Source organism: Mesorhizobium sp. AR10 (assembly GCF_024746795.1).
GTDB lineage: Bacteria > Pseudomonadota > Alphaproteobacteria > Rhizobiales > Rhizobiaceae > Mesorhizobium.
The window spans coordinates 4,773,933-4,789,391 of record NZ_CP080524.1; the positions used below are offsets into that span (position 1 = coordinate 4,773,933).

At 60.9% G+C, this 15,459-nt stretch carries 14 protein-coding genes; 9 read left to right on the forward strand and 5 right to left on the reverse strand.

Annotation, left to right across the window (positions count from 1 at the left end):
- Window positions 1-92: 92 nt before the first annotated feature.
- Both LHFGNBLO_RS26695 and mcrC read left to right on the forward strand, forming a co-directional pair.
- The gene (locus tag LHFGNBLO_RS26695) at window positions 93-2,354 is read left to right on the forward strand and encodes an AAA family ATPase (RefSeq protein WP_258602274.1); all 2,262 of its coding nucleotides are present in this window, start codon (window positions 93-95) and stop codon (window positions 2,352-2,354) included.
- A gap of 62 nt (window positions 2,355-2,416) precedes the next feature.
- A complete protein-coding gene (mcrC, locus tag LHFGNBLO_RS26700) occupies window positions 2,417-3,502 on the forward strand; it encodes a 5-methylcytosine-specific restriction endonuclease system specificity protein McrC (RefSeq protein WP_258602275.1) in 1,086 nt (361 codons plus the stop codon).
- A 265-nt stretch (window positions 3,503-3,767) separates the two neighbouring features.
- On the opposite strand, the gene LHFGNBLO_RS26705 is transcribed toward mcrC, so the two are convergent.
- Together LHFGNBLO_RS26705 and LHFGNBLO_RS26710 are read right to left on the reverse strand one after the other, a co-directional pair.
- Window positions 3,768-4,088 carry a hypothetical protein gene (locus LHFGNBLO_RS26705; RefSeq protein WP_258602276.1) on the reverse strand — a complete coding sequence of 107 codons (321 nt, stop codon included), beginning with the start codon at window positions 4,086-4,088 and terminating at the stop codon, window positions 3,768-3,770.
- Between the two features lie 22 nt (window positions 4,089-4,110).
- Window positions 4,111-4,341: a hypothetical protein gene (locus LHFGNBLO_RS26710; protein WP_258602277.1), complete on the reverse strand. Its 231-nt coding sequence runs from the start codon at window positions 4,339-4,341 to the stop codon at window positions 4,111-4,113.
- Between the two features lie 486 nt (window positions 4,342-4,827).
- Here LHFGNBLO_RS26710 and LHFGNBLO_RS26715 point away from each other — a divergent pair, with 486 nt between their 5' ends.
- The 7 genes from LHFGNBLO_RS26715 (at window position 4,828) to LHFGNBLO_RS26745 (ending at window position 12,029) form a co-directional block, all read left to right on the forward strand.
- Complete coding sequence (locus tag LHFGNBLO_RS26715; protein ID WP_258602278.1) at window positions 4,828-6,129, forward strand: ABC transporter substrate-binding protein; 1,302 nt, start codon at window positions 4,828-4,830, stop codon at window positions 6,127-6,129.
- Between the two features lie 152 nt (window positions 6,130-6,281).
- Entirely contained in the window at window positions 6,282-7,208 is a 927-nt protein-coding gene (locus LHFGNBLO_RS26720; protein WP_258602279.1) for a carbohydrate ABC transporter permease, read from the forward strand.
- Window positions 7,201-8,082: a carbohydrate ABC transporter permease gene (locus tag LHFGNBLO_RS26725; protein WP_258602280.1), complete on the forward strand. Its 882-nt coding sequence runs from the start codon at window positions 7,201-7,203 to the stop codon at window positions 8,080-8,082. The genes LHFGNBLO_RS26720 and LHFGNBLO_RS26725 overlap by 8 nt, the downstream gene beginning before the upstream one ends.
- 33 nt (window positions 8,083-8,115) lie before the next feature.
- The gene (locus LHFGNBLO_RS26730; RefSeq protein ID WP_258602281.1) at window positions 8,116-9,225 is read left to right on the forward strand and encodes an ABC transporter ATP-binding protein; all 1,110 of its coding nucleotides are present in this window, start codon (window positions 8,116-8,118) and stop codon (window positions 9,223-9,225) included.
- Window positions 9,226-9,294: 69 nt separating this feature from the next.
- Window positions 9,295-10,314 (forward strand): LacI family DNA-binding transcriptional regulator, encoded by a 1,020-nt coding sequence (locus tag LHFGNBLO_RS26735; RefSeq protein WP_258602282.1) that lies wholly within the window; start codon window positions 9,295-9,297, stop codon window positions 10,312-10,314.
- A 116-nt stretch (window positions 10,315-10,430) separates the two neighbouring features.
- Window positions 10,431-11,264: an AraC family transcriptional regulator gene (locus LHFGNBLO_RS26740; RefSeq protein ID WP_258602283.1), complete on the forward strand. Its 834-nt coding sequence runs from the start codon at window positions 10,431-10,433 to the stop codon at window positions 11,262-11,264.
- Between the two features lie 75 nt (window positions 11,265-11,339).
- Window positions 11,340-12,029 (forward strand): hypothetical protein, encoded by a 690-nt coding sequence (locus tag LHFGNBLO_RS26745; protein ID WP_258602284.1) that lies wholly within the window; start codon window positions 11,340-11,342, stop codon window positions 12,027-12,029.
- 7 nt (window positions 12,030-12,036) lie between these two features.
- On the opposite strand, the gene LHFGNBLO_RS26750 is transcribed toward LHFGNBLO_RS26745, so the two are convergent.
- The 3 genes from LHFGNBLO_RS26750 to LHFGNBLO_RS26760 form a co-directional block, all read right to left on the reverse strand.
- Window positions 12,037-12,972, reverse strand: a complete 936-nt coding sequence (locus LHFGNBLO_RS26750) for a helix-turn-helix domain-containing GNAT family N-acetyltransferase (protein WP_258602285.1) — start codon at window positions 12,970-12,972, stop codon at window positions 12,037-12,039.
- 63 nt (window positions 12,973-13,035) lie between these two features.
- The gene (locus tag LHFGNBLO_RS26755; RefSeq protein ID WP_258602286.1) at window positions 13,036-14,175 is read right to left on the reverse strand and encodes an alanine racemase; all 1,140 of its coding nucleotides are present in this window, start codon (window positions 14,173-14,175) and stop codon (window positions 13,036-13,038) included.
- Entirely contained in the window at window positions 14,172-15,452 is a 1,281-nt protein-coding gene (locus LHFGNBLO_RS26760; protein ID WP_258602287.1) for a D-arabinono-1,4-lactone oxidase, read from the reverse strand. Before LHFGNBLO_RS26760 ends, LHFGNBLO_RS26755 begins: the two co-directional genes overlap by 4 nt.
- Between the last annotated feature and the right edge of the window lie 7 nt (window positions 15,453-15,459).

A 15,459-nucleotide genomic window follows, 5' to 3' on the forward strand; every position in this document is an offset into this window, starting at 1 on the left:
GGTATGCCCTACGCTTTCGCTCCGTGTTGCCGGTTCCGATGAAGCACGGTGATGGAATATTTGCGTAGATAAAAATAGAAAAGAGCGTTCCCTTGCTCTACGCCACGGGGAATCAAAACTATCGGAATCTGCGGGGGAATTCGATGAGCCTTAATATAAATAAGAGCTATAAAGCCATTCTGAACAGTGCCCAGCAAGGGCAGTTTGTCACTTATGGCGATGTTGCTGCTGCCAGCAATGTCGAATGGAAGGAGGCCCGGCGGCCATTGCCGCTTCAACTCGACCAGCTTGTGCAGATTTCACATGACCGGGGTTGGCCACTGATCTCATCGATTGTCGTCAACAAGGATAATCTTGAGACCGGGCGGCTCGAAGGCGAGTCCCTTGCGGGTTTCATGGCTGCGGTCAAGAATCTCAATATCCCGGTGGATGACCCTCAAGCGTTTTTGCATGAGCAGCAGCAAGCAGTTTTCGCGTGGGCGAAAACGGCGCCGGCCGAGCTTGGGATAGAAATGGATGCCGATGAGGATGATCCAGGAGGACCCCGATTTGTACGGTACTTCGGCCCCGTACTTTCAGCTCTTCAATCATTAGGAGGGAGAGGCGCACCTGAACAGGTGTACGAGTGGATAAAATCCAATCACGAAGTTCCTGAGGAAGATATCGTCGCCGTCACGAAGGGCGGACAATCCAAATTCGAGAATAAGGTGGGCTGGGCGCGCTATTACCTGTCACGGGCGGGGCTGATCGATGGCAGCAAACGCGGCGTATGGGCGCTGACCCCGGAAGGAGAGGTCACGACCCTGACCAATACGCAGGCGCTGGAGGTTTTCAAGGAGGTCCGCAAGCAGTTCGCCGCCACCGGTGAAGAGAGCGAGGATGAGCCCGCGCCGGATACCTCCGCCGGTCACGAACTACTTTCTGATCCCGACAGGAGCTTCTGGTTCGTGGGAGCAACCTGGGGCGGAACGGATGACCAGACGCAGCGCTTTTTTGCCGAAGGCATCTGGCAGAACGGGTTCCACGACAAGTTCACCAACGAAGTTCAGCGTATGAAAGCGGGCGACAAGATCGCCATTAAGTCATCATTCGTGCGCAAGCACCATCTGCCCTTCGACAATCGCGGCCAATCCGTGTCCTGCATGCGCATCAAAGCGACAGGGACGATCACGAAGAACATGGGTGACGGTAAGACGGTCAAGGTCGATTGGCAGGTGCTTGATCCGCCCCGCGACTGGTTCTTCTATACCTATCGCGTCACGCTAGTCGAAGCCGACTCCAACGATGAACTGGCACGCCGGCTGATCGCCTTCGCGTTTGCCGGTGCCCGTCAGGATTATGATTTCTGGATCAGGCAGCCTTACTTTGCCAAGAAGTACGGTCCGGAGCAGGCGATGAACACCCTCGATGAATTGTTCGAAGAGGATGCGGTTGAAACCGAGGAAGAGGCGGCATCGCCAACTTACACCGTCGACAATATCCTTGCGGACGGCTGCTTTCTCGGCAGGAAAGAGATTGACCGGATCCTTGGCCGCGTAGAGAGCAAGCGCAATCTTGTGTTGCAGGGGCCGCCGGGCACCGGCAAGACCTGGCTTGCCAGGCGGCTTGCCTACGCGTTGCTGGGCTCGAAGGATCCGAAAGTCACGCGCGAGCGCTTGCGCGTTATGCAGTTCCACCCGTCCCTCTCTTATGAGGATTTCATTCGTGGCTGGCGTCCTTCTGGCGATGGCAAGCTAGCCCTCGTGGACGGCGTGTTTCTAGAGATCGTTGACGCAGCAAAGGCTGAACCGGACCGGCCCTTTGTTCTCGTCATCGAAGAGATCAATCGCGGCAACCCGGCGCAGATATTTGGCGAAGTACTGACGCTTCTTGAAGACACGAAGCGCTATCGCGAGGAGGCGATGGAGCTAGCCTACCGGCGGACGCCGGGTGAACGCGTCTACGTGCCGCGCAACCTCTACGTCATCGGGACGATGAACGTAGCAGACAGATCGCTTGCTCTTGTCGACCTTGCTTTGCGCCGCCGCTTTGCTTTCGTCGATCTTGAGCCTCAGCTTAATGGACTCTGGCGTGAATGGTGCATAGGAAAATGTAACCTCGATCAGGGTGTCGTTGCATTGATTGAGGAGCGCATGAATGCTCTCAATCAGGAGATCGGGCAGGACAGGTCGCTGGGAGAGCAATACCGCATCGGCCATAGCTATGTGACGCCTGCTGCCGCTCTGGCGGGCGATGCGCGGAAATGGTTCTCGGAGGTTGTGAGCAGCGAGATCGTACCGCTGCTCCAAGAGTACTGGTTCGATGCGCCCGAAAAGGTCGCATCTGCCCAGCAGAAACTGCTTGCAGGCCTTTGATGCAAGGGGGGGCCGCTGAGGCATCGACCTTACCTCAAAGCCGCCTGATCAGCAGCATCCCCGTGCGCAATATCTGGACGCTGTTTCTGTATGCATCAAACCTTGCGAGGTTCCACGGGCAGTATGCGGCGGAAGTTGAAGAGGCGCCGGACTTTCCGTCGCTGATAGCCCGCATTCTTTGCTATGCCGTCGACCGTCGAATGCGGCGCAATCTGAGCCGTGGTTATCAGAGCCGGAAGGAAGCCCTGACGCGCGTGCGTGGTAGGATAGACGTGCTGGCCACCTTTTCGCAGGACCTGCTCGGCAAAGGCATGGTGGCGTGCCGGTTCGAAGAGTTCACATATGATACGCCGCGCAACCGTCTGGTGAGGGCAGCGCTGGACGCTCTCTCGCCTAGGATAAACGATGGGCAGCTCAGGCATAATTGCTCGCGGCTTGCGGGCGATCTGGGACGGCAAGGGGTCGGTGGTATCAAGCCCTCGCGCGCTGCTCTCAGCGCCGACCGCCTCGGGCGGCATGATGCCGATGACCTGCTGATGGTAACGCTGGCAAAGCTGGTATTTGACCTCGTCCTGCCTACCGAAGATGCTGGTGGAAACGCCATGTCCAGAGTGGACAAGGACGAGGTTCTTGTCAGGAAGCTGTTCGAGAAGGCGGTCGGAAACTTCTACAAAATTGAGCTCCGTCATTGGGGCTGGACTGTTCAGCAGGGCAAGGCCTTACCGTGGCAGATCGACTTCCTCACGTGCCAGGCAGAGGAGCTGTTTCCCGGCATGGTGTCGGACATCATTCTTGAGAACAGAGAGACAGCGCATAGGGTCGTCATCGACACCAAGTTCACGTCGGTACTGGCGCAATCACAGTATCGTGACGCTGTTTTCAAGAGCGGCTATATCTATCAGCTGTACACTTATCTGCGGAGCCAGGAGCGGGCCGATGACCCGCTGTCGCTGACGGCGGAGGGGATGTTTCTGCATCCCGTTGTAGATGGCAGTCTTGATGAGAGTGTCAGGATTCAAGGGCATCGGATCAGGTTTGTGACCGTAGACCTGGCCCAGCCAACATCGGCCGTGTTCGATCGACTCATGGAACTCATACCGCAAGCGCACAAGAGTTGGCTTGGCTTAGAGTCGTCTGGGCGACATTGAACGAAAACAGGGCGGCTTCTAGGGATTGGACGGGATCTCCGCCAACGATTGAAATGAGGCAGATTTCCAGCCTAGGAGGTTTTTTGCCAGATCGTCCTGCTTCTAGGCCAATGTAACGCTACCGCCGACATAGGCACGAAGCTGCCATTCTTCGTAGGACCAGCTTTGCCCCCAAAACAAATAAGGCCCCTTCCGGGGCCTTGCGTATCATCCTCAGTGCCGGGCTCTAATCGCCCCTCACTTCCCCATCAGCTGCTTGGCATTCTCAGCCGCGATCGCTGTCGTCTCCACCGTCACAGTCGGCTCCACTGAAGTGGCGCAATCGAGCAGGATCTTTTTCGACATCTCGATCGCTTCCTTGACGCCCGTTGGGTAGGTGAAGGTTGCGACCCAGTCGCCCTTTGGCCACCGCCTCGATGCCGCCGGCCGGGCCTGGCAGGCCGTCGGTGCCGATGATCTTGACGTCCTTGCCCGCGCCCATGGCGGCGAGCAGCGTCCCGGCTGCCATCATGTCCTTGGAGGCATAGAGCACATTGATATCGGCTGGCAGCATGGCGGCGAAGGCGGTCTCGGCTTTGTCCGGCACCCAGTCGGCCCGCGCGGTTCTACTACTCCGAAAACCTCACGCTCACGCCGCGCTGCCGAAAATAAGCCTGCATCAACTTGCGGCCCTGGCGGTTGTTCTGCGCCAATTTGGTCGGATCGAACACCGCCTGTTTCATACCCTCTCGTGTCAGTGCTGCCTTGAGCGTCGCGATATGTGCGTCGATGTCGGCATTGTCGGCCCGCAGCGAGGCATAGATATTTTCGGTCGCCTCGGCCACGGTCAATTCGCTCACAGCTGTCGTCCTTTGGTTGGTTGGGCGGCGGCTTAGCACAGATTCGCGGCTCCGCCGATACCGATGAGACCGTCAGTGCACAGCCTGTTCGGCTACGACCTGGATCCTGGCGTTCTCCTTGACGCCGTCCTTGAAGCCGTTCAGCCGCTCGACCGCCGGCGTCGAGCTCGGCAGGGCCCTCAAGCCCCCACCGTCTCGTCCGCCATTCGGCAGAAGCGCGCTTGCAAACTGACAATATGATAGTGCGGATTTCGTAGGCAGTCTTGGAGGCAGCGACAGAAAAAGATGAAAATTGATCATCGAAGCGCTTGCGCAAGCGCTTCGATTGGATTAATTCAATCTCCGTGACGAATTTGGCGAAGTAGAAACGCACCGCCAAAATCGCCTTCGGAGGGTCAGCAACAGTCACTGTCGGCACACGTCGCGCCCGCGCTTCGTGGCGGCTTGGTGCTGCCTGTCATTGTCAGATTGAACCGGGAGGAAGTGATGAACATCAAGCAGAATGGACTGTCTCGCCGCACCTTCATGAGGGCTTCGGCGGCACTTGGCGCGACCGCCGTGGCGGCCGCCTCAGGAATCAAGGCGGCGCGGGCCGCGCCAGCCGAACTCAGGTATTTCTACCGGGCGCCATGGCCATCTTCGGAGGTCTATGCCAATTGGCTGATCGACGAATGGAACAAGAAGAACGGCGATCGGGTCCATGTCACCGGCGCCAGCGTCGACGGCGAGACCTACAAGACCAAGCAGACCATCGAACTGTCTTCGAGCAATCCGCCGGACCTTTTCTATTCCTGGGAAGGCGGACGCGGCAAGGAAATCGTCGACAACGGCTTCTCCGCCGATCTGACGCCCTACTACGAGAAATATGGGTGGGACAAGAAACTGAACCCGGCCGGCGTGACGCTGTCCGTCTACAACGGCAAGAAGCATTTCGTGCCGACGGAAATGTGCGCCTCAGTGGTCTGGTACCGCAAGGACATCTACGAGAAGCTTGGCCTCAAGGTTCCGACCACCTGGGACGAACTGATGGCCAACGCGCAGAAAGGCAAGGAAGCCGGCCTCGCCGCCTTCATGCTGGCCAACCAGAAGAAGTGGCCCTGGCAGTTCATGTGGTCGGCCATCCTCGTCAACAAGCATGGTCTCGACGTCTATGACGGGCTGATCAACGGCACCATTCCGTGGACCGACCCGCGTGCCGTCGATGTCACGGCCATGATGCAGAAGCTGGCCCAGGACGGCATGTTCGAGCCGTCGTTCAACTCGATCGATCTCGGACCTGCCATGGTGCCGTGGACGCAGGGCCAGGGCCTGCACTGGTATCAAGGCTCGTTCAATCTCGGCCGCTTCCGTGGCGACCAGCCGCAGTGCTGCGTCGTACCGATGGATTTCTTCCCGATGCCGGCATTTCCGGGCAAGAAGCCGATCATGTCGATCTTCGCCGAAGACACGATCATGATCCACGAAAACAGCCCCAACAAGGACGCCGCGGCGGAGTTCCTGGACTGGATGGTGTCCGACGAAGCGATGAGCAAGAAGCTCGAGATCGACAAGCCGTTCCCGTCGAACGTCAATTCCAACCTGTCGAGTCTGAGCGAGATGGAGCAGCGCCTCGGCAAGGCAATGGCCGAATCCGGCTCCTTCACCTTCATGCATGTCGACCATGCCACGCCGCCGGCGATCTCGGACAAATTCCTCGACGGCGTCCAGGGCGTTCTGGCCGGCGCCATGTCGCCGGAAGACGCGATGAAGCTGACCGAGGACGAGGCAGCGCGCGTCAAGAAGTCCTAGGCGATGACCGAGCGGGAGAGGCGCAACGCCCTTCTCCCGCGTCCTCCCCGGCGGCGGTGCACTTCGGCGCACCGCCGCTTGGCGGAACCGCTTGCAGGTGAGCCGGATGCCGGCACAGCCATTTCCCCAATCAATCGAAAGGCGCGATACCCATGGCCAGCAGCGCAAGGCGCTTCGATGACGGCGCCATCGTCGGCTACGCCCGCCAGCATGTGTTCGTAACCGTGTTCGGCGTCGCCGTGCCGCTGCTGGTGTTCGCCTGCTTCATCGGCTACCCGATCCTCTACACGATCTACCTCAGTTTCTTCGAATGGAACGGCATGGCGCCGCAGAAGAAATTCGTCGGCTTCGCCAACTACGCCTACCTGCTCCATGACAATTATTTCTACATAGCGCTGTTCAACAACGCCAAGTGGCTGGTCGTTTCGCTGGTTTTTCCGGTCTCGCTCGGGTTCCTGATCGCCTATGTGATGAAGGCGCGCCTGGTGTTTGCCCCATCGCTGCTGCGCACGATCGTCTTCTTTCCGGTGACCATGTCGCTGATCGCGGTCGGCCTGATGTTCCTCTTGATCCTCAATCCGGTATTCGGCGCCTTCGACACCTTGCTGCGGTCGGTCGGGCTCGGCTTCCTGGTGCATGAATGGTTCGGCGACTACCGCATCGCGCTCTACACGCTGGCGGTGATTTCGGGCTGGGCTTTCACCGGCATGCCGATGATCTTCTATTTCGCCGGCCTCGGCGACGTTCCGAAGGAAACATTCGACGCCGCACGCATCGAGGGCGCGGGACATTGGCGCATGATCCGCAGCGTTGCCCTGCCCCAGCTGCGTCCCGTCACGGCGATCATCGTCATGCTCACGCTGTTCGAATCGCTGCGCGCCTTCGACCTGATCGCAGTGCTGACCAAGGGCGCGCCGTTCGGCATGACCAACGTGCTTGGCTATCTCGTCTACATGGAGAGCTTCTGGAATTCCCGTTTCGGCTACGGCGCGGCACTCAGCGTCGTCATCCTGGTGATCGCCGGGTCGCTGGCGGCTGTCCTGCTCGGCAAGGTCCTGAAGGGTGCTTTCGATGTCTGACACGACCATGAACGCCGCAGCCATGATCGTCACCGGCCGCAGCCGCCTCGTTGCGATTCTGCCCAAGCTCGCCGCGACCGCGCTGATGCTGATCCTGGCGGCCGTATGGCTCGGACCGCTGGCTCTGATCGTGATGACATCGATCAAGTCGAACGCCGAATTCCTGGCAGGGCCCTTCGCCTTGCCGAAATCGCCGACCATCCAGCCCTACATCGATGTCTGGTTCGGGCTCGGGTTCGGCACGCTTTTGCGGAACAGCCTGCTCTATGCGACGGCCGGTTCGGCGCTTGCGGTGACGCTGGCGCTGGTCCCGGCCTTTGCGCTCAGCCGCATGAACGTTCCGGGGCGCAAGTGGATCTTCGGCCTGTTGCTGACCGGCCTCATGCTGCCGCAGCAGACGGTGCTGATCCCGCTCTACGACACGCTGCGCACATTCCACCTGCTGGATACCAAGATCGGCCTGATCATCGTTCACGGCGTCTATGGAATGCCCCTGCAGGTGCTGATCCTGCGCGGCTTCATGACGACAATTCCGCCGGAAATCGAGAAGGCCGCCTATGTCGAGGGTGCGACCGACTTCCAGGTTTTCTGGAAGGTGATCCTGCCGCTGTCGGTTCCCGGCATTCTCGTCGGCTACACGCTGAACTTCATCGCCATCTGGAAGGAGTTCGTGTTCGGGCTGGTGTTCCTCAACAGCGAGGACAATTTTCCGGTGACGGTCGGCATGCTGAAACTGAATAGCGACCGCTACCTCGCCGTCTTCAACCTGCCGGCCGCGGGTCTCGTCATCTCGCAACTGCCGATCGTCCTGCTGTTCATCCTCACGTACCGGCAGATCTCGGGCGGTAATCTCTCGGGCGCCGTGAAGGGCTGATGTCCATGGGCTTCTTGCAACAAGGAATTTGTAATGGCTGAAGTGTCCCTGAGGGATGTCGAGAAGCGCTATGCGATGGTGCCGGTGCTTTCCGGGCTGAACCTCGACATAGCGGATGGCGAATTCACCGTACTGGTGGGCCCGTCCGGCTGCGGCAAGACGACGACGCTGAACATGATCGCCGGGCTGGAATCGATCACCGGCGGCACGCTGCGCATCGGCGCGCGTGACGTTACCACGCTGCCGCCGAAAGACCGCGACATTGCCATGGTGTTCCAGTCCTATGCGCTGTTTCCGCACATGACAGTTCGCGACAACATCGCCTTCGGCATGAAGATCCGGAAAACCCCGAAAGCCGAAATTGAAACGCAGATACGGCAAGTGGCGCAGCGGCTGCGCATCGACGACCTGCTCGACAGGTTGCCCAAGGCGCTTTCCGGCGGCCAGCGGCAGCGTGTTGCGCTTGGGCGCGCGCTGGTTCGCCGCCCGGGCGTGTTCCTCATGGACGAACCTCTCTCCAACCTCGACGCGAAGATGCGCATCGAGGCGCGCAGCTTTCTGACCAAGATGCATCAGGAGATCGGGACCACGACCGTCTACGTCACGCACGACCAGGCGGAAGCCATGACCATGGGCAGCAAGATCGTGGTCATGAATGGCGGCAAGATCCAGCAGGCGGCAGCACCGCTCGAAGTCTACAACCAGCCGGCCAACCAGTTCGTTGCCGGCTTCATCGGATCGCCCGCGATGAACTTCCTGCGCCTGGCCTACGATGGCAACGCCCTCTCGGACCAGGCCTGCGGGTTGCGGATCGCGGTTCCGGAGTGCCGGCGCGCGGCACTTGCCGGTCAGCAGGGAAAGGTGGTTACGCTGGGCGTGCGGCCGGAGCATTTCAGCATCCTGCCGCCCGGGGCCGCCCCAAAGACCGATTCGATCGCGTTCAATGTCGATGTGGTCCAGCATCTCGGTCATGAGATTCTTCTGGACCTCAGCATCGGCGATCACAGGTGCATCGCGCGGCTGCCGCCCAGCGACCGTTCCAAGCTTGGGGAAAGCCGGCTGTTTTCGATCGATATGGACCACGTCCACTACTTCGACGGCGACAGCGGCGAAAACCTCATTGATTATGCCCGACAACAATGAATAGTCGGCTGCGGACCGGCGACTGGGGACCGTTGTCCGGCAGGCGGGTGCCGTATCGAGGGTAAAGGGATGGCGAGAGCGACTGCAACGATCAGCGACGTCGCCCGCCGCGCCGGAGTGTCCACCTCCACCGTGTCGCACGTCATCAATGGCACGCGCCTGGTCAGCCCGGAGAAAACCGCTCTCGTCAACGAGGCTATCGCCGCGACGGGGTATCAGCCGAACGCGCTGGCACGGTCGCTGGCGCGCAAGGTCAGCAACTATGTCGGCATCGCCGTTTCGGCGATAACCAATCCCTATTTCAGCGACATCATTTGCGCCATCGAGAATGAGTGCGCCCGCCTCGGCCTGCTGGTCTTCCTCGCCGATACCCGCGACGAGCCTGGCCATGAACTGGCCGTCGTTCAGGCGCTGCAGGAGCGAAGGGTCGACGGCATCATCCTGGCCCCCTGTGGCGACCCTGAAAACGCGACCGTCCGCTACCTGGAAAGGAGCGGTATCCCGACCGTGCTCGTCGATCGGTTTACGGCGTCGGCCTTCGATCATGTCGGCGTCGAGAACAAGCAGTCCGTCGCCAATCTGGTTTCGCACCTGGCCGGGTTCGGCCACAGGCGGATCGGCATGATTGGCGGCCATGCCGGCTTCAGCACCACGACGGAGCGCATCGAAGGCTACAGGCTTGGCCTGAAGCGCCACGGGATCGTCTTCGATCCGGAGTTGGTGCAGCCATCGAACCAGACCTTTGAAGCTGCCCAAAACTCGACCACGGCGCTGCTGAACCTGACAAAACGGCCAACCGGTATCATTGCCGGAAACAACCAGACGACGATCGGCGCCGTGGCCGCCATCCGCAATGCCGGCCTGAGGATACCGCAAGACATATCGCTCGCCGGCTTCGACGACTTCGAGTGGGCGAACTACTTCGAACCACGGCTGACCCTGTTGGCGCAGCCCTGCGATGAGATTGGCCGCAAGGCCGCGCAGATGCTTGTCGAACGGATCGGCGGTTTGCACGCCGCGCCACGTTCCGTCCGGTTGAAATCGACCCTTGTCACCCGGACTTCTTGCGCGGCTCCGGCGATTTCCTGAACCCTGACGGGGATCGCGGCGAGATACGAGCCGCCCTGATTTTGCGCCAAGCGCAATTTCGATCAAACTGGCCGCGCCAGGAAGCGGCAGCATTATGCGGGCAATGCGAGGAGAAAATGAACCCGACCGAGAAGGCGCTGTGGTTTGTCGAAAGCCATCTGCCGGAAGCGATCTCGCTCGACGATGTCGCGCAGAGCAGCGGCGTGTCGCGTTTCCATGTGACGCGGGCCTTTGGTGCTGCTACCGGCCGGTCTGTGATGGGCTACATGCGCGCGCGCCGGCTGAGCGAGGCTGCACGCAAGCTTGCCGCTGGCGCACCCGACATTCTCTCGGTCGCGCTCGATGCCGGCTACAACTCGCATGAGGCGTTCACCCGTGCCTTCCGCGACCAGTTCGGCACCACGCCGGAACTGGTTCGCGCGCAAGGCAGCCTAGACAATCTCGATCTCGTGGAGCCGATCCAGATGGACCAGTCCTTTCTCAGCAACCTCGAACCGCCGCGTTTCGAGATCAGCCGTCCCTTCCTCATCGCCGGCCTCGGCGAGCGCTACAGCTGCGAAACCAGCGCCGCCATTCCGATGCAATGGCAGCGGTTTGGTCCCTATATCGGCAACATTCCCGGCGAGACCGGCGACGTTGCCTATGGCGTCTGTGTCAACGGCGACGATTCCGGCAATTTCGACTACATCGCCGGCGTCGAAGTGTCCGATTTTTCCGACCTGCCCAAAGAGCTCAGCCGCGTGCGCGTGCCGGCGCAGAAATACGCCGTGTTTTCGCATCGAGAGCACATTTCGACCATCCGCCGGACGGTCAACACGATCTGGAACAAATGGCTGCCGGCTTCCGGCCACGAGATCGCAGATGCGCCGGAGTTCGAGCGCTACGGGCCCGAATTCGACCCGCGCAGCGGCAATGGCGGGCTGGAAATCTGGATCCCGGTCAAGTCCTAGAACGGGAATACTCGACGGCGACAATTATCAGTCCGGTCATGATATATCTTTCAGCGAACCAGAACGAAGTGAGCGATGCACCAAGCGGCCAACGTTCCCGATCTTGAAGCGATCATCACCAAACTGGGCAAGCTTCAGGCCGCCCTAGCAGGGGGGCTGTCCCGCGAGCGCTGCCTGCGCCGGTGGAGTGAGTTCATCCGGGAACGTGATGGACATCGATGCGTAGATTGCCATTCGCGCCGCCGCCTATCCGCCCACCATATCTGTCGCAAATCGTTCCTCACGGACGCACAATTTCAGACAGGCAATGGCATAACGCTTTGTAGCGCCTGTCATAGGGAGATGCACCGGGGCTTCAATGCTCGCCCGGACCTGTCATTGCCGGTGGACGCACAAGGCGGCGAGAAGCTTGCCACGATGGAGCGGCTCTACAGCATCCTTACGGACGATGCTGTAGAGCGGGGGCTGATGCGGGACCAGTTCTATTTCCTCAGCGACGAGTTGCTTGCAACTTTCAAAAGAATGCAGGGCTACAATCCTGCCACCTATTTTCCCGGATCGTGTATCGAGCAGGCCTACCTGATCTTGGCCGAGAGCGAATTCGGCTCGCGCCGCGCAATGGCAGAGGATAACGGCGTGCCTATTACCGACAAGCCGCTTCTTCCGGGCGGACTATATCTCGTCCTCACGGGCCGAGACGGGCAGCCAACCAAAAGCCTCATCGTCCAGACTTACATGCCGCGTTCAAAGCCAACGACGGACTAGCGGAAGCCTACAGCTGCAGGTTCCAGGTCTGGCCAACCAGATCCTTGCCGAAGGAATGATGGTGCTCCTCCTCGGCAAGCTTGAAGCCGGCCGCCTCGTAGATGCGGCGTGCTGAGACAAGGATGTCGTTGGTCCACAACGTCAGCGTCTTGTAGCCCTTGGCGCGGGCGAAGCCGATGCATTCCTCGACCAGCCGCTTGCCGATGCCGAGGCCGCGCGCCGAAGGTTCGACATAGAGCAGGCGAAGCTTCGCCACCTCGTCCGACTTGCGCACGACGAAGACCGAACCGACGACCTCCCCTTCCCGCTCGGCGATCCAGCTGCGCTCCCATTTTAGGTCGAAGGATTTGACGAAGGCGCCGAGGATCTCGGCGACCAGCGCCTCATAGGTTTCGTCCCAGCCATGTTCCTGCGCGTAGAGCATCCCCTGATGACGCGTGATCCAGCCGATGTCTCCGACCTGCAGAGGCCGCAGCATATAGGGAATTTTGGGCTCAGGACCCTCGCCCAGCAGACGCTGAACCGTCTGCATGGCCGTGACCAGCCGCTCCTGTTCCGGCACAGCCAGCCGATCGAGCAAGGCCGCGACCTGGTCGTGCGAATCCCGGTTGAGCGGCGCGAAGGCATTCCTGCCGGCCGGCGTCAGCGTGATCGACGAGCGCCTTGCATCGGCCTCGGTCGCGGCGCGCTCGACCAAGCCGCGCTCCTCGAACTTCTTCAGCAGCCGGCTGACGTAGCCCGCGTCAAGGCCGAGATCGCGCGTGAGATCGGTGGCGGTCAGGCCATCGCGATGCGCCAGTTCGTAGAGCACCCGCGCCTCTGTCAGTGAGAAGGCGCTTTTCAGCCACCCTTCATCGAGCACCCCGATCTGGCGGGTGTAAAACCGGTTGAAGGCCCGCACCGCACCGATGCGATCTTTGGCGGGCTGATGATGAAGAGTCATGGCATCCTCCTATCGCAGACAGGATCAATTATTTACTTGACGAAGTCAAGCATATTGCAATGCTCACCCCATCGGCAGCGCCGGCCAGAACTCCACAATGCGCCCGCCGGAAAGCACCGCGATCGAGCCGAACTGCTGCAGCACCGCCTCGCTCTGCGTCGGACGCAGGAACGCGTAGTCGCCGGGCTTGGCGCTCACATCGCCGGGCAAGCCCATGAATTGCTGGTTGGAGGACAGGCCGAGCAAGCTGTTGGTCTTCATGCCGGCTGGGAATACCGGTTCGGCCATCCATTTGCCGCCATAGAGATAGCAGCCCTTGCGCGGAAACAGCCCCAGCGCCTGCAGTGTCCGGGAAACAGCCGGCGGACCCGGCAGCGTGGGCTCGACCACTTTGAGGATCGGCGTTGCGATGAAGGCTGCCGGCTGAAAGCAATCGAGGCCAGGCGTGTCGAAATCGCTGGGCAGCACGAAGGCCGAGCCCATCGACACTTCGTTGGCCATATCACCACGGTGGAGCAGCGCGGTCTTGCTGCCGCCGATGTTGAGGATGCGGCGCTGGTCTTCGCCGAGGCAGGCAACAAACGCAGCCGCCAGCGCTGAGGCCTTCGCCAACGCCCTTGCCGGCCCGCCGAACAGGCCAGGAATGAGCGGCGCATGCGCCTCGTAAGCCATGATGCCTTCGCAATGCAGCCGAGCCGGCAGCGCGCTCAATGCCTTCGACAAAGCCTCCGGGCTGGCAAACCCGCCACGATGCAGCCCAACATCGATCTCGAAAGCGATACGCAGTTCGATGCCGAGTTCGCTCGCCAGCACGCCATACTCCGCCAGTCGTTCCTCAGTGTCGATCAGCCAGCAGACGCGTGACCAGTCAGCAATGCTTTTCGTCAGCACTGCCTTTGCCGCGCCGACCGGTATCGGCTTGCCGAACAGCATGTCGGCATCGGGGAACGCCTTCAGCACCGCTGCCGTGATCGGCGGATGGAAGGTCATGAAGCTGACAGTGCCGAGCGCCTTGCCGATATGCGCAAGCAGCGGCAGGCAGCCAAGCGACTTGTCGACCAGCCGCACGGCAAGGCCAGGCGCCAGTCCTTCCCTGACCAGCGCGATGTTGCGGTCCAGCCTGTCGAGATCGAGCAACAGGCAAGGCTGGAAGACGCCGGCGGCCTTCAGTGCGTCCGACAGGGTGGCAAAATAGGCGCTCATGGTTCGATACCGAAAAGGCCGGCCATGTAAGGCGACACGAAGCGGTTTTCGGGATCGATGTCGCGGCGCACCGCCATGGCGTCATCCCAGCGCGGATAGAGCTTTTTCAGCTCCGCCGCCTTCAGGCTGTGCATCTTGCCCCAGTGCGGTCGCCCACCATATTTGCGGAAGATCGGCTCGGCCGCCCGCATGAACGGCTGCGGATCGCTCGCCGCGTCATGGTGGATGGCGATCGAGCAGGTGAGCCGCTTGTAGAATGGCGAGAGCCAGAATTCGTCGGGGGCGACGGTGCGCACTTCCATCGGGAAATAGACCTCGGGAAAGTGCTTCTCCGTCAGTTCGATGATTTCTGCCAGCGCCTTCGGGCCTTCCTCGAACGGCAGATGATATTCCATCTCGTTGAACCTCGTCTGCCGGTCGCTGGCATAGACGTTGAGCCAGTCCTGCACGTAGTCCTCTGCCGGCAGCTTGGCGATCGCCGAGCGGATCAGCCGGCCACGCAGCGACGGCAGCCAGGCAAGCGCGGTGCGCAGCCTGCGCAGCGTCCTTAAGCCAGCCTCGTCTTCTTCAGGCGGCCGCGCGGTGGGTGCGGCGTCACTGAGGTCGCTGGCAATGAACTGCGCGTAGCCGGAAAACGGAATGTAGTAGAATTCGGCCGACCGATGCGCGGCCATCATCACCTCGAAATCGCGCAACATGTCGGCGATCGGCAGCACCCATTTGCGGCGGCGCAGCCGGTAGGTCGGCACGTTGTTCAGCGTCACTTCAGTGAAGATGCCGAAGGCGCCGAGCGCGACGCCGATGGCGTGGATCATCTCCTGATCTCTTGCCCGATTGACGTCGCGGACTTTGCCAAGCCCGTCGACGATCTGCACCGTCTCCAGCTGCGTGTGATAGGCGCCGAGCGTCGGCCCCGAGCCATGGGTCGCGGTACCCAGCGCGCCGCCGATCGCCTGGCGGTCGATGTCGCCCATGTTGGGCAGGCCCTGGCCAATGCCTTGCAGGATGTGCATGAGCGGGCCGAGCCGTGTCCCTGCCCGCACACGCGCCTGGTTCCGCTGAGCATCATGCGACACCAGTCCCTCGAACCTCTCCATCGACAGGATCGTGCCTTGCGACTTCACCAGCGGCGTGAAGGAATGCCCGGCGCCGACGACGCGCACCGGGCTCGGTGCCGTGCGTATGAAATCGCCAAGTTCGCCGGCGTCGGCCGGGCTGGCGATCAGCTGCGGTTCGGCACTGACATAGCCAGACCAGTTGCTCCAGCTGTTCGACATGCAGCCT

Coding starts and splice junctions, on each gene's coding strand:
- LHFGNBLO_RS26730 (WP_258602281.1), top strand. CDS start 8,116: ATGGCTGAAGTGTCCCTGAGGGATGTCGAGAAGCGCTATGCGATGGTG.
- LHFGNBLO_RS26740 (WP_258602283.1), top strand. CDS start 10,431: ATGAACCCGACCGAGAAGGCGCTGTGGTTTGTCGAAAGCCATCTGCCG.
- LHFGNBLO_RS26725 (WP_258602280.1), top strand. CDS start 7,201: ATGTCTGACACGACCATGAACGCCGCAGCCATGATCGTCACCGGCCGC.
- LHFGNBLO_RS26755 (WP_258602286.1), bottom strand. CDS start 14,175: ATGAGCGCCTATTTTGCCACCCTGTCGGACGCACTGAAGGCCGCCGGC.
- LHFGNBLO_RS26735 (WP_258602282.1), top strand. CDS start 9,295: ATGGCGAGAGCGACTGCAACGATCAGCGACGTCGCCCGCCGCGCCGGA.
- LHFGNBLO_RS26760 (WP_258602287.1), bottom strand. CDS start 15,452: ATGTCGAACAGCTGGAGCAACTGGTCTGGCTATGTCAGTGCCGAACCG.
- LHFGNBLO_RS26750 (WP_258602285.1), bottom strand. CDS start 12,972: ATGACTCTTCATCATCAGCCCGCCAAAGATCGCATCGGTGCGGTGCGG.
- LHFGNBLO_RS26720 (WP_258602279.1), top strand. CDS start 6,282: ATGGCCAGCAGCGCAAGGCGCTTCGATGACGGCGCCATCGTCGGCTAC.
- LHFGNBLO_RS26745 (WP_258602284.1), top strand. CDS start 11,340: ATGCACCAAGCGGCCAACGTTCCCGATCTTGAAGCGATCATCACCAAA.
- LHFGNBLO_RS26715 (WP_258602278.1), top strand. CDS start 4,828: ATGAACATCAAGCAGAATGGACTGTCTCGCCGCACCTTCATGAGGGCT.